11 protein-coding genes are annotated in these 13,966 nt (G+C 34.9%); all 11 read left to right on the top strand.

Features of this window, described 5'->3' with window-relative positions; all coding sequences use genetic code 11:
• The first annotated feature begins 395 nt into the window (after nucleotides 1-395).
• On the top strand, nucleotides 396-1,829 hold the full coding sequence (locus HNR32_RS01310; RefSeq protein ID WP_183858980.1) for a sugar porter family MFS transporter: 1,434 nt from the start codon (nucleotides 396-398) through the stop codon (nucleotides 1,827-1,829).
• Nucleotides 1,830-2,074: 245 nt separating this feature from the next.
• Entirely contained in the window at nucleotides 2,075-3,169 is a 1,095-nt protein-coding gene (locus tag HNR32_RS01305) for a GntR family transcriptional regulator (RefSeq protein ID WP_183858979.1), read from the top strand.
• A 254-nt stretch (nucleotides 3,170-3,423) separates the two neighbouring features.
• Nucleotides 3,424-5,028, top strand: coding sequence for a xylulokinase (locus tag HNR32_RS01300; RefSeq protein ID WP_183858978.1), 1,605 nt, complete (start codon nucleotides 3,424-3,426; stop codon nucleotides 5,026-5,028).
• 209 nt (nucleotides 5,029-5,237) lie between these two features.
• On the top strand, nucleotides 5,238-6,722 hold the full coding sequence (araA, locus tag HNR32_RS01295) for an L-arabinose isomerase (protein WP_183858977.1): 1,485 nt from the start codon (nucleotides 5,238-5,240) through the stop codon (nucleotides 6,720-6,722).
• Nucleotides 6,723-6,967: 245 nt separating this feature from the next.
• Nucleotides 6,968-7,633 (top strand): ribulose-phosphate 3-epimerase, encoded by a 666-nt coding sequence (gene rpe, locus HNR32_RS01290; protein ID WP_183858976.1) that lies wholly within the window; start codon nucleotides 6,968-6,970, stop codon nucleotides 7,631-7,633.
• Nucleotides 7,634-8,083: 450 nt separating this feature from the next.
• Nucleotides 8,084-10,006, top strand: a complete 1,923-nt coding sequence (locus HNR32_RS01285) for a BglG family transcription antiterminator (protein ID WP_183858975.1) — start codon at nucleotides 8,084-8,086, stop codon at nucleotides 10,004-10,006.
• A gap of 50 nt (nucleotides 10,007-10,056) precedes the next feature.
• Entirely contained in the window at nucleotides 10,057-10,521 is a 465-nt protein-coding gene (locus HNR32_RS01280; RefSeq protein ID WP_183858974.1) for a PTS sugar transporter subunit IIA, read from the top strand.
• A 13-nt stretch (nucleotides 10,522-10,534) separates the two neighbouring features.
• The gene (locus tag HNR32_RS01275; protein ID WP_183858973.1) at nucleotides 10,535-10,828 is read left to right on the top strand and encodes a PTS sugar transporter subunit IIB; all 294 of its coding nucleotides are present in this window, start codon (nucleotides 10,535-10,537) and stop codon (nucleotides 10,826-10,828) included.
• Between the two features lie 150 nt (nucleotides 10,829-10,978).
• Complete coding sequence (locus tag HNR32_RS01270) at nucleotides 10,979-12,244, top strand: PTS galactitol transporter subunit IIC (RefSeq protein WP_183858972.1); 1,266 nt, start codon at nucleotides 10,979-10,981, stop codon at nucleotides 12,242-12,244.
• A 167-nt stretch (nucleotides 12,245-12,411) separates the two neighbouring features.
• Nucleotides 12,412-13,455: a zinc-binding dehydrogenase gene (locus HNR32_RS01265; protein ID WP_183858971.1), complete on the top strand. Its 1,044-nt coding sequence runs from the start codon at nucleotides 12,412-12,414 to the stop codon at nucleotides 13,453-13,455.
• A gap of 43 nt (nucleotides 13,456-13,498) precedes the next feature.
• Nucleotides 13,499-13,951 (top strand): ribose 5-phosphate isomerase B, encoded by a 453-nt coding sequence (gene rpiB, locus HNR32_RS01260; protein WP_183858970.1) that lies wholly within the window; start codon nucleotides 13,499-13,501, stop codon nucleotides 13,949-13,951.
• The last annotated feature ends 15 nt before the right edge of the window (nucleotides 13,952-13,966 follow it).

Raw genomic sequence — 13,966 nt, 5'->3', positions numbered from 1 at the left:
CATAATAAAAATACAAAAATGAAGATATAGATTGATAATCATAAAAAAACGCTGAAAAGATAAGTATTTGTTAAAAACCTGCGATATAAAGCAATTGACGCTCTAAAACATTATATGGTATAAAGAATAGCGTGTTGTAATAAATGAAAATTTACAGGTGATTAAGGTGGAGAAGGCGTAAGGTAATTAGATTTTAAAAATAAATTAAATTTGTATGACAATTTTCAATATTTGATATTGCAATATAAAAAAGATAATGATATAATCATTATCGATGAAAGTCATACAACTTTTTTAAAATGAGCAATATTCGTAAAGCTTATTGCAATTATTAGAGATAATTTTTCAGACAATTCAAAGATGTTTTATTAAAATGAAAAAGGGTGGGTATTATCTTGGCTAGTACAAATTTAAATTCAGAGGCAGTATATTCAGGAACTGCGGTAGAACAGGCAGAAAAAAGCAAAAAATTGCGTACCTTGGTAGCTTGCGCAGCTGGAATGGCAGGACTTTTATTTGGTCTTGATATCGGAGTAATTTCTGGAGCACTGCCATTTATTACAGAACAATTTACATTGACAAGCAGCATGCAGGAATGGGTTGTAAGTTCAATGATGTTTGGTGCTGCTGTTGGTGCTATTGTAACGTTATGGATATCTTCAAAGTTAGGCCGTAAAAAATCTATTTTGACAGCAGGCTGTTTGTTTATTGTTGGCTGTTTAGGTTCAGCTTTTGCGCCAAATTATGAAGTGCTTTTAGTTTCACGTATTATCTTAGGCTTTTCTATTGGGGTAGCATCTTATGTTGCACCATTATACTTATCGGAAATGTCGGAAAAAGAACATCGTGGACGTTTGATTTCAATGTATCAGTTAATGATAAATTTTGGTATAGTAATAGCTTTTATATCTGATACCGTTTTAAGTGGTACAGGCAGCTGGCGCTTGATGCTTGGTGTTATCAGCATACCGGCATTTGTTTTAGTAATTGCTGTTACCAGATTACCAGACAGCCCACGCTGGCTTGCAGCGAAAGGTTTTATCAAAGAAACTGAAGATATTTTACATAGATTGCGCGGCGATGCCAAGAAAGCACAGTCTGAACTTAAGGAAATAAATGAAAGCTTGAAAGTAAAACAGGAAGGTTTTGGTTTGTTTAAAGCTAACCGTAACGTTCGTCGTGTTGTATTTTTGGGAATGCTTCTTCAAGTTATGCAGCAGTTTACTGGTATGAATATAATTATGTACTATGCACCAAAAATTTTCAGCTTGGCTGGATTTGAAAGTCACACTGATCAGATGTATGCAACTATCCTTGATGGAATGACCTTTGTTATCATGACTTGGGTAGCGATGCAGTTTATTGACAAAATTGGCCGCAAACCGGCATTGAAGGTTGGTTTTGGCATTATGGCAGCTGGTACTATTATTTTAGGCTGGTGTTTGTATCAGTTTGACAATGGTAATACCCAAGCTTGGATTTCCTATATGTCAGTCGCAATGACTATTTTATGTATTGCTGGTTATGCTATGAGTGCAGCTCCAGTTGTTTGGATCTTGTGCTCGGAAATTCAGCCGCTTAAGAGCAGAGATTTTGGTATAGCTTGTTCTACTACGACTAACTGGGTTTCTAACATGATTATTGGTGCAACTTTCCTTAGCTTATTGGAAGGTGTTGGCTCAGCGCAGACATTCTGGCTTTATGGCTTGTTTAATGTTCTCTTTATTTTCTTGACCATATATATGGTACCAGAAACTAAAGGTGTATCTTTGGAAAAAATTGAAAATAATTTGATGGAAGGTAAAAAATTACGCAACATTGGTTGCTGATGATTTACTTGATAAAAATTATAGACAGAAAAACGCTAGCCGTATTGTCGGCTGGCGTTTTTTTATTGGTGGATATTTACAAATAAAATATATAAGATATTTGTAAAAATACTATTATTTATGCAAATGAAATTCTAATATTAGAGAATGCAACTGATAAAAACTAGACAAAAAGCGAAAAATCATTCATAATTATTAAATAAAAAAATAAATGTATTAAAAATTAAGATGGGGCATTTGATTATATGAGAAATATATCTAAATATGTAGAGTTAATGAACTGGCTGGAAACACAAATTTTAGATGGCACTTTAGAGTCGGGGGATAAAATCCCATCGGAAAATGAATTGGGGGAAAAGTTCTCCATAAGCCGCCAGACTGTTCGTCAGGCAACAAGCGTACTGGAAAGCCGTGGCTTGTTGGAACGCCGCAGGGGTTCAGGTACGTATGTAAAGTATTCATGTACGGAGCAGGCTATGCCGATTAGTTCGGCGAAAACCATTGGCGTGGTAACGACATATTTGAACGATTATATTTTTCCCGATATTATAAAAGGCATTGATGATGCATTGGAAAAAAAGAAATATTTCGTTCAAATGTCACTTACTTATAATAATATGGAAAAAGAAGCTAATATAATTAATAATTTATTGTCTAAAAATATAGAAGGACTGATTATAGAGCCAGCTAAAACAGGTCTGCCTAATATGAATGGGGCAATCTATGACCGGATAAAACAGTTGGAAATACCATGTGTATTTTTAAATACGGGGTATCCGGATTTGGGTATTCCCTGTGTTTCAATGGATGATTATGCCTGCGGTAAAGAAGCAATTGAATATCTTGTGAAAAATGGTCATAAAAATATTGGTGGCTTGTTTAAGCTGGATGATATGCAGGGAAGACTCCGCTATGCCGGATGTATTGATGCACTGCGTAAGGAAAAAATGAGTTTTGCCGATAATGATCTCATTTGGTATACAACTGAAGATAATAATGAATCGTTTTTGCGTCATTTTCAAGACAGGGTTTTAAAGATAAGTAAAAATTGTACTGCAATGGTTTGCTATAATGATGAAATGGCCAGGCAGATAATAAAAATATTATATGATGCTGGCAAGAAAATTCCAACGGATTTTTCACTTATAAGTTTTGATGATGCCAGTCTCGATTTTCAGATGGAATTTGGTTTTGGACTGACGACTTTTGCCCATCCTAAACAGAAATTGGGACAAATGGCAGCACAAATGCTGCTAAAACTAATGAATAATGAAACGGTTACTGATGTTAAATTTCCGCCGGATTTAATAAAACGTTCATCAATTAATAAGATAAAGTAAATAATGAAAATAAAACCAAGGTACAGTTGAAAAGTGCTTTGGTTTTATTTTTTTATAAAATGACAGTAAATTTAGATAAATTTAATTATTATTATTTTTTTATAAAAACTTATTTACATAATAGAAAATAAGATGTATTATATATATAAAAGCTGTATGACAATTATTAAAAAAGAATGACAAATCAAAAAATAACGTATTATAAAATAATCATTTTTAAGTGATTATGAAACACTAGGAGGTGCACTGTTTTAATGAACTTAGTTGAAATTTCACAGGCAATAAAAGATGGACGTGTTTCTCTGGGAATTGAACTTGGCTCAACGCAGATTAAAGCAGTTTTAGTTACTGATGATTTTAATACCATCGCTTCCGGCAGTTATGTATGGGAGAATCAGTATAAGGATGGTGTATGGACATATCCTTTGGAACAGGTTTGGGAAGGTATTCAGGAAAGCTATAAGCAATTAGCTGCAGACGTAAAAGGAAAATATCATGAAACATTGACTAAGATTGGTGCAATTGGCATCAGTGCGATGATGCATGGTTATTTGCCTTTCTCTGAAGATGGCAAGCTGCTTACACCTTTTAGAACCTGGCGCAATAATATAACTGAACCGGCTACCGATAAATTAACAGAGTTGTTTAACTTTAATATTCCGCAACGCTGGTGTATTGCCCATTTATATCAGGCTGTATTAAACAAAGAAGAACATGTTGATCAGATAAGTTTTATTACGACATTGGCAGGATATGTTCACTGGAAATTGTCCGGCGAAAAAGTTCTTGGTATTGGTGACGCTTCGGGGGCATTTCCTATTGATGAAGCAATTAAAAATTACAACGAACAATATTTAGCTGCGTTTGGTCAGCTGGATGATGTGAAAAAATATTCATGGGATATTCGTGCTGTTTTGCCAAAAGTATTATTGGCTGGTGAAAATGCGGGCACTTTAACAGCGCAGGGAGCTAAACTGCTTGATGCAAGTGGTAATCTTACTGCGGGCAGTATGATGGCTCCGCCGGAAGGTGATGCCGGAACCGGTATGGTAGCCACTAACAGTATTAGAAAACGTACCGGTAATATCTCAGTTGGCACATCGGCTTTTTCCATGGTTGTACTGGATAGGCCGTTAAAGCAGCTGCATCGTGATATTGATATTGTAACAACACCAGATGGATCGAATGTAGCAATGGTTCATGCCAACAACTGTTCATCAGATATTAATGCGTGGGCTGAAATATTTAAACAGTTTGCTGGGCGATTAGGTATAGATTTGCAGCCTGATAAATTATATGAAGCTTTGTTTTTAACGGCAGCAAAAGCACAGCCTGATGCTGGCGGACTTATTAACTACAGCTATTTGTCAGGCGAAAATATTACCAAGGTAACTGCTGGGCGGCCTTTATTTGTTAGAACCGCTAATTCGAAATTCTCTTTGGCAAATTTTGTTTTGACACAATTATATGCAGCCTTTGCCCCAGTGAAAATAGGTATGGATGTATTGACTAATGAAGAGCAGATAAATACAGAAGTTCTTGTAGCACAAGGTGGTCTATTTAAGACACCAATAATTGCGCAGCAGGTTTTGGCTAATACACTTGATACACCAATTACTGTAATGAAAACAGCAAGTCAGGGCGGTCCTTGGGGAATAGCTGTTTTAGCAGCTTATGTAAGACTGGCTGATAAAAATGAAAGCCTAGAAGATTTCCTTGATGGCAAAGTATTTGAAAATCCGGAAACATTGACTTTAAATCCTGAACCAATGGGTGTTAAAGGCGCGCAGGAATTCATAAAGAATTATCAGGATGGCTTGGCGGTAGAACGTATGGCTGTTGATAAAATAAAAGAATAATAAATTTAATATAAATAACACGTGTTGTGCTGGTTAATAAATTAGTGTGCCTTTAAAGCCGTCCCTTTAGGGAAGGTGGCTTGACGAAGTCAAGTCGGAAGGGTTTAACCCCTCAGGCAGCTTTGCTGCCAGCTCCCCTACAGGGGCGCCTTTCAGACATCTGAAATTTAACTATCACAATGTGAAAATAAATAAAGGGAGTAATAAATATGTTAGCAATTTCAGATTATAAATTTTGGTTTATCGCTGGAAGTCAGCATTTATACGGAGAAGAAGCATTAAAGCAGGTTGCTGTTAATGCTCAGAAAATGGTTGATGAACTTAATGCATCAGGTTTATTGCCGGCTAAAATTGAATTTAAAGTAGTAGCAACGACTACTGAATCTATAGATCGTTTCATTATGGATGCTAATTATGATGAAAAATGTGCAGGGATTATTACCTGGATGCATACTTTTTCTCCTTCCAAAATGTGGATTCGTGGCTTGGGAAAATTACAAAAACCATATCTTCATTTACATACACAGTTTAATAAAGAAATTCCTAATGAAGCAATCGATATGGACTTCATGAACTTAAACCAGTCTGCTCATGGTGACAGGGAACATGGATTCATCGGTACTCGTATGCGTATTGCCCGCAAAGTAATCGTTGGTCATTGGAATGACAGCAACGTAAAAAATAAAATTTCCGCATGGATGCGTGTAGCTATTGGCATCATGGCCTGCAAAACCTTAAAAATTGTACGTTTTGCTGATAATATGCGCAATGTAGCAGTTACTGAAGGCGACAAAGTCGAAGCAGAAATTAAATTTGGCTGGTCAGTAAATACTCATCCAATGTGCGATTTATTGCCATATATTGAAAAAGTAACCGATGCTCAGATTGATGCTCAGGTTGAAGATTATAAGAAAAAATATACTATAAATACTGACAATATAAACTCAGTGCGTTATCAGGCTAAAATGGAAGTCGGCATAAAAGCATTCTTAGTAGAAGGCGGCTTTGATGGTTTTGTTGATAACTTTGAAGACTTATCAGGTCTTGATCAATTACCAGGCCTTGCAGTACAGGATTTAACAGCGCAGGGGTATGGCTTTGGACCGGAAGGTGACTGGAAGGTTGCTGCTATGACTGCAGTTATGAAAACAATGGCGCAGGGTGACGATAAAGGTACCGGCTTGATGGAAGATTATACTTATCATTTTGGCGATGATGATGATCATAGCTATAATCTTGGCGCACATATGCTTGAAGTTTGCCCAAGCTTTGCTGAAGGCACTCCTAAAATTGAAGTGCATGATTTAGGTATTGGCGGCAAAGATGCTCCAGCTCGTCTTGTATTTGAAGGCAAAGCTGGCCCGGCAGTAGCAGTATCGCTTATTGATATGGGCGGTAGAATGCGCCTTATCGTAAATGATGTTGAATGCATAAAGCCAATTATGGATATGCCTAATTTGCCAGTAGCACGCGTAATGTGGAAACCATTGCCTAATCTTGTAAAAGCGGGTGAAGCTTGGATCTTAGCTGGTGGTGCTCATCATAGTGTTTTAAGCTATAGCGTAACAGCCGAACAATTACGTGACTGGGCTGAAGTTATGGGTGTTGAATATGTCCATATTACTAAAGACTTGGATTTGGAACAGTTTAAAGATAAATTAATGATGGCAGATATAATCTGGAAATTAAAATAAGCTGTTCGTTTGAAAAATAAGGAAACAGACGGAAATCTGTTTCCTTATTTTTTTTGAGACAGTATATTATTTTCTTGCGTTTAACAGGCATTTTCTTTCTAGTGAATGATAATATCTTTATATTAGTATTTGATTGCACTATGAATATATGATAAGATAAATGTGATTTGCTGCTGATACAGAAATTATCAGTAAATATTTAAAATTATTTATAAAGCGTAAAGGTGAAATAAAGGAGAATAGCTATGGATATTATATTGTCCCCGTCAGTATTGTCGGCAGATTTTTCTTGTTTGGCAGATGATGTGCAAAGACTGGAAAAAAGTGGTATAAAGCAGATTCATTTAGACATAATGGATGGTCATTTTGTTGATAATATCACTTTTGGTGTAGGAACAATCAAATCGTTGCGTCCGCATACCAAGACAGTTTTTGATGCCCATTTAATGGTTACAAAACCAGATAATTTACTGGAAGGCTTAGCTGATGCTGGAGTAAATGTTGTAACTGTACATAAAGAAGCATGTCTGCATTTATACCATACTTTGGAAACAATAAAAAAATTGGGTATGGATGGCGGCGTTGTTCTTAATCCAGCCACAGATTTTAAATCCTTAAAATATGTAGCAGAAGATGGTTTATTGAAAAAAGTATTAATCATGTCAGTAGAACCGGGCTTTGGTGGCCAGGCCTATTTACCGATGAGCACACAAAAAATTGCCGCATTGAAAAAATGGCGTGATGATAATAATTATGATTTTTCTATACAAGTTGATGGCGGCATAAATGTGGATAATATAAAAACAGTTATAGAAGCCGGTGCTACTGATGTTGTACTAGGATCAGCTATGTTTAAAAATCGTGAAATGGAAAAAAATGTGCAGATGTTTTTTGAACTTTTAGGATTATGATGGCAGGCTTTTATTATTAATAGATGGGTTTGAAAGATTAGCTGTTATATTAAGCATCTTTCCATTATATATTGTTTTTTGGTAGTAGTGGCAATATATATTGAAAAAATGTTTTGATATAGCAGCTTTAATTTTTATTAAAATAAAATAAATACAACTAAAAGATAGAAAACAAAAATAACAAACAAAAAAATATATAATACAATGGCATTAAAAATAAGCTTAAAAAAGAAAACAAAATCATAATAAAGCCTGCTGTTATGCACTTTTACAAATGTAAAACATATGAATGGATAATTATACTATTAGTATTATTAATTAAAAATTGCCGCAATAATGCGGAAAAATTTAATTATTGAAATCTAAATTTCCGCGAGATGGGGAAATTTTTTAAACTATGCATAAAAAAAATTGTTTGCTAGAATGAAAGCAAGTTAGGGAGTGGCGAAAATGCTTAAACTAAAAAAACGCAGTAAAAAGATTTTTGAAATATTAAAAAATCATCCTAATGGAATAACTGGTGAGCAAATATCAAAACAATTGGGTGTGTCTTCACGAACGATACGCTCTGATATTAAGTCTTTACATGAGTTACTGAATCAATATGATGTAAATATTGTGGCAATTCCCAATAATGGCTATCATTTTGACAAAATGGAAAATCTTAATCAATTGGAGCAGGATATTTTTCAAGATAAAAAAATATCGTTTGAAACTTCAGAAGAAAGAGTAAATTATATAATAATACAATTATTGAAAAATACTTTCTCTACTGAACCAATTACTCAGATGGAATTAGCTGATAAGCTATATATCAGTTTATCAACATTCAAAGCTGATTTGAATGAAGCTAAGCAGATTTTTGCTAAATATGATTTAGACGTAACACAGTATAAGGGCAAGGGCATACTACTCACTGGACAGGAGCTGAAAATTCGTTATTGTCTTTTAGAAATGCTTAATAAATATGATAATGATGCCAATTTTTATCAAGAGCTGCTGCCGGATATCAATATCAATACAGTAGACCAGATAATAACAAAGATATTAAATAATAAGCATTTGCAATTATCTGATGATGCCAAAGAGCATTTGTGTATGTATACCGCTATTGCTATAAAGCGATCGGAATATAATAAGCTTATTGTTTATGCTGCCAGTTTAGCGCAAAAAATTAGCAATACCTTTGAGTATGATGTGGCAAAAGATATTGTAGATGAAATATATTCGCAGATGGGTATTGATTTATCGTATGCAGAGATTTATTATATCGCACAATGCTTACTGGCCAGCAAAAAGGTTTTTGATGTGGGTGAATCAACTAGTAAAAAACATGTCAAAGAATTAGTGAATCTAATTTTGCAGGAAATTCGTGAAAAATTGGCGATAGATTTTACTGAAGATGAGTATTTATGTGATGGATTAGCACTGCATTTAAATATTGCTTTGACACGAATTGAATTTCATATGATTATCCGCAATGAGCTGTTAGATACAATAAAAAACGACTATCCATTAGCTTTCCAAATGGGAGTAATAGCCAGCAGCGTTGTAGAAAAATACGACAAGATAAAAATAAATGAAAATGAGATAGGCTATATTGCTCTGCATTTTGGCGCTGCAATCAGCAGAAATGGTATAAAAGAAAATATTAAGGCCAAAAACGTTGTAATAGTTTGTTCAGCCGGACTTGGTATGTCAGTGCTGTTAAAAGCAAAGATTGAAGAGTATTTCCATAACAGATTAAATATTGTGCAGATTATACCAGGCTATGAAATTGATATATCCATTTTAGATGATGTTGATTATGTATTTACAACAGTGCCATTAAAAAATATTAAATCAGATAAAATCATTATGATAAATCGGATGCTTAAAAAAGAAGATATTACAAAAATTGAGCAGCAGGTTTTTCAAAAAAATGAAATGGATAAGGCAGAAATTCAAAAATTCTTTACAGAAGATAATTTCTATGTAAATAAGAAATTTTCTAATAAAACAGAATGTATTAATTTTTTAACCAAAAAAGCGATAAAAAAAGGCTTGATGACAGAAAAAATTAAAGACTTAATTTTTGAAAGAGAAGCGATGGCTTCTACCTCTATTGGGGATTTGGCAGCGATACCGCATCCTATGTATAACGAAGATAATGAATCATTTGTTTCAGTATTAATTTTAGATAAGCCGATTATGTGGGATGATCTTTTGGTACAGGTAGTATTTTTACTCAATATTGGTAAAAATAAGGCTAAATTATGGGAAATGATGTTCTTAAAATTATATAACTATATAAAAATGAAAAATGGTATAAATTCAATGCTTGATAATAAATCTTATAATGTTTTTTTACAGGAATTTATGCAGATGTTTTAATGCAATATAAATAGGAATAGCTTAGAAAAAAGATGGGGGAATATAAATATATGAATGAGATAACTTTAGATGAAAAATTAGTATTGTTGGATATTGAGGGAAAAGATAAACTGGAAATCATTTCTCAGATGGCTAATAATATGGAAAATTTAGGATATGTAAAACCGTCCTATGAAGGTGCAGTCATCGCCCGCGAAAAAGTATTTGCAACAGGCTTGCCTACAGCTTCCTATGGTGTGGCAATTCCCCATACTGACATTGAACATGTAAATACACCGGCAATTTGTGTTGCCCGCTTAGAAAATCCTGTAGATTTTGTGATTATGGGAGAAGAAAGCGAGAGCGTTCCAGTAAAAATAGTTTTTATGTTAGCCATGAAAGAACAACATGCGCAGCTTGAAATATTACAAAAACTTATGCAGATTTTACAAGAAGATGGTGCCTTGGCAAAAATAGTTGAGGCCGATAGCCCTGAAAGTATTAAAGATTTTATGTGCACAAAATTAGGTTTATGAGGAGAGTATTATTATGAAAAATGGTAAAAAATTAGTTTTAGTTGCTTGTGGAACAGGCATTGCTACATCAACAGTTGTAAATGATGCTGTTACCAAATTAGCCAAGAAAAATAATATCCAATTGGAAATTATTCAGTGTAAAATCATGGAAGTTCCCGGCTATTCTGATGGTGCAGACTTATTAGTAACAACTACAGTAGTTGATAAATCAAAATATAAATTCCCAGTAATCAGTGCGCGGGCCTTTTTGACCGGTATAGGCCTTGAAAAAGTTGAAAATGAAATATTAGTTGAATTACAAAGATAAACTAGTCATTTGTCTGCTGATCATTTTCTGATGATGGGCAGACAAGAAGTTTTATTAATTAAAGCAAACAATGAAGATAACTGTAATTATTTATACTGTTCTTTGTACTAACATAAAATAAAAAAACATAATTTTGAGGAGGATATTTGAATGGAAAATTTAATCCCCATGTTTCAATCGTTTTTAGGATTGGGTGCGACAGTAATATTACCAGTATTTATTTTTATATTGGGTTTGTTATTTGGCTGTGGCCCGGCAAAGGCATTTCGCTCAGGTTTAACAATTGGTGTAGGCTTCACTGGTGTATTTTTGGTTGTAGGGTTGCTAACAGAAAATCTCGGCCCGGCAGCACATGCTATGGTTGAAAATTTTGGTATACATTTAAATGTTATTGATGTTGGCTGGCCGGCAGCAGCTAGTATTGCCTGGGCATCACCAGTTTCGGCCCTTGTACTTCCAGTATGTCTTGTTGTAAACGCTATTATGTTATTTACTAAAACAACTAAAACAATGGATGTTGATATCTGGAACTACTGGCATTTTGCATTTTGCGGTGCGTTTGTATATACCTGGACAGGCAGCTTGGTACAGGCTATGATTGCAGCTATTTTGTTTGAAATTGCCGTATTAAAGATTGCTGACTGGACAGCACCATATATGGAAAAATATTTTGAATTAGAAGGTGTTTCTGTTCCAACAGGTTCTACTTGTTCCTATGCTCCTATTGGTATTCCACTTATCTGGCTTATTCAAAAAATTCCTGTAATTAAAGATTTGAAAGCAGATCCTGATTATATTCAGGAAAAATTTGGTATATTTGGTGAACCAATGTTTATGGGTTTGGTACTAGGCTGTATTCTTGGTGCATTAGCTGGTTATACTCCTGGTGCAGTTGTAAAAGTTGGTGTAGCTATGGCCGGTGTTATGGTTCTTATGCCTCGTATGGTTAAACTTTTAATGGAAGGCCTTATTCCTATATCTGAAGCTGCTCGTGAATTCTTAAAGAAAAGATTTGGCGAAGGACACAATATTTATATTGGGCTTGATGCAGCGGTAACAACAGGTCATCCAGCAGTAATCGCTACAGCTCTTATTCTTGTTCCTATTACTGTATTTTTAGCAGTTGTAATTCCTGGAAATAATGTATTGCCATTTGGCGATTTGGCTACTATTCCATTTATCGTAGCTATGATTGTTGCGGCAGCTCGTGGTAATATTGTTCATTCGGTAATCGCAGGTGCAATTGTAATTGCATTATCGTTATTGATGGCAACAGCAGTGGCAACATTACATACCCAGATGGGCTTGGCTGCACACTTTAAAATGCCTGAAGGAACAACAATGATTTCCAGTATTGACCAAGGTGGTAATTTAATTCACTTTGTAATCTTTAAATTATTTACATTATTTAATTGACAGTCAGATTTTGATTTATATATAGTACTGTAACAAATTGTAACGATATGTGGTGCTGCCAGTAGATAATACTAAGCAGCACCAGCATATCCTACTTATAAAATATATATTTTATAAGTAGGATATGCTGGTAACATTATTAGTAAAATTTATGGAGGAGATAATATATGAAAGCGTTAGTTAAAACACAGCCGAATGGTGGACATTTTGAACTGTTAGACAAGGAAGAACCTAAAGCAGGTTTTGGACAGGTAAAGATTAAAGTTGAATATGCTGGTGTATGCGGCAGTGATATCCATACTTTCGAGGGTCATTATAATCAAAAAACATCTGATTTAATATTAGGCCATGAATTTGCCGGCACTATTGCTGAAATAGGTGAAGGTGTTACCGGTTTTAAAATCGGTGATAAAGTTACTTCTGAAACTACATTTACTATCTGCGGCGAATGCAGATTTTGTAAAGAAAAACAATATAATCTTTGCTCTACCCGTACAGGACTCGGGACACAGCAAGATGGCGCATTCACTAACTATATGGTAGCCAGAGCGGCAAGTGTACATATTTTACCGGAAAATGTCAGCTGTCGTGATGCGTCTATTACCGAGGCTGCAGCGTGTGCCTATCATGGTGTAAGCCGCGCTAAAATCACTAAAGGCGATATTGTACTTGTATTGGGACCAGGTCCAATAGGCTTATTAGTAGCACAAATTGTAAAATCTAAAGGCGGCATTGTTGTTATGACAGGTCTTACTAAAGATAAAGAACGTTTGGAAGTAGCTAAAGAAAAATTTGCTATTGATTATATTGCCGATGTGCAGGTTGATGATGTTAAAGGACTTGTTGATAAATTAACCGATAATTATGGTGCCGATATTTGTTTTGACTGTACCGGTGCTGTACCTTCAATGCAGCTGGGAATGGATTTACTGCGCAAACAGGGACAGTATGTTCAGGTAGGCTTATTCGCACGTGACGTTGTTGAAGTAGATTTTTCTAAAATTATTCAAAAAGAATTATATGTAACTGGAACAAGAAGCCAGAATACCCATGATTGGGAACCTGTCCTGAAATTGATGAGTGAAGGCGCAATCAATGCTGATAAAATGATTACGCACGAATTAAATATTGATGAATGGGATAAAGCCTATAATCTTATAAAGAGCGGCGAAGCCATAAAAGTTATATTTAAACCGCTGCCATTAGAATAATAGCTGTATTATCGAAGATTATTTTATAAATGGAGTGTTGATAATGGGTGAAACTATAGTAATTGGCAGTGACCATGCTGGTTTTAAAATGAAGGAATTTATTATTAAACAGCTGCAGGAAAATAATTATGTGATTGAAGATAAGGGGACCTATAACGAAGAGTCAGTAGATGCTGGAATTTATGCTGTACTTGTGGGAGAAGAAGTGGCAACGCATCCCGAAAAGCGTGGTATATTGATTTGTGGTACGGGGATAGGCATGTCGATGATGGCCAATAAAGTAAATGGTATCAGGGCATCATTAGTTACAGATTTATTTTCGGCACAAATGACCAGAGCACATAATGATGCTAATGTTTTATGCATGGGAGCACGGGTGATTTCTGAGCATATGGCTTGGGAGTTTACTAAAGTATGGCTTGATACAGAGCATCTTGGCGGCAAATATACTAAACGTGTGCAGGCCATGATGGAGTATGAAAAAACACGTAAATAAAATTAACAGTAAGAG

This window comes from Pectinatus brassicae (assembly GCF_014201835.1).
In the GTDB taxonomy this organism is placed as follows: domain Bacteria; phylum Bacillota; class Negativicutes; order Selenomonadales; family Selenomonadaceae; genus Pectinatus; species Pectinatus brassicae.
Note: the sequence above shows the minus strand (reverse complement) of the source record. Positions and strands in the feature narration are given on the sequence as shown.

What these genes read in the sequence shown, in the direction of transcription:
- HNR32_RS01305 (WP_183858979.1), top strand. Translation starts at nt 2,075, where the DNA reads ATGAGAAATATATCTAAATATGTAGAGTTAATGAACTGGCTGGAAACA.
- HNR32_RS01300 (WP_183858978.1), top strand. Translation starts at nt 3,424, where the DNA reads ATGAACTTAGTTGAAATTTCACAGGCAATAAAAGATGGACGTGTTTCT.
- araA (WP_183858977.1), top strand. Translation starts at nt 5,238, where the DNA reads ATGTTAGCAATTTCAGATTATAAATTTTGGTTTATCGCTGGAAGTCAG.
- rpe (WP_183858976.1), top strand. Translation starts at nt 6,968, where the DNA reads ATGGATATTATATTGTCCCCGTCAGTATTGTCGGCAGATTTTTCTTGT.
- HNR32_RS01285 (WP_183858975.1), top strand. Translation starts at nt 8,084, where the DNA reads ATGCTTAAACTAAAAAAACGCAGTAAAAAGATTTTTGAAATATTAAAA.
- HNR32_RS01280 (WP_183858974.1), top strand. Translation starts at nt 10,057, where the DNA reads ATGAATGAGATAACTTTAGATGAAAAATTAGTATTGTTGGATATTGAG.
- HNR32_RS01275 (WP_183858973.1), top strand. Translation starts at nt 10,535, where the DNA reads ATGAAAAATGGTAAAAAATTAGTTTTAGTTGCTTGTGGAACAGGCATT.
- HNR32_RS01270 (WP_183858972.1), top strand. Translation starts at nt 10,979, where the DNA reads ATGGAAAATTTAATCCCCATGTTTCAATCGTTTTTAGGATTGGGTGCG.
- HNR32_RS01265 (WP_183858971.1), top strand. Translation starts at nt 12,412, where the DNA reads ATGAAAGCGTTAGTTAAAACACAGCCGAATGGTGGACATTTTGAACTG.
- rpiB (WP_183858970.1), top strand. Translation starts at nt 13,499, where the DNA reads ATGGGTGAAACTATAGTAATTGGCAGTGACCATGCTGGTTTTAAAATG.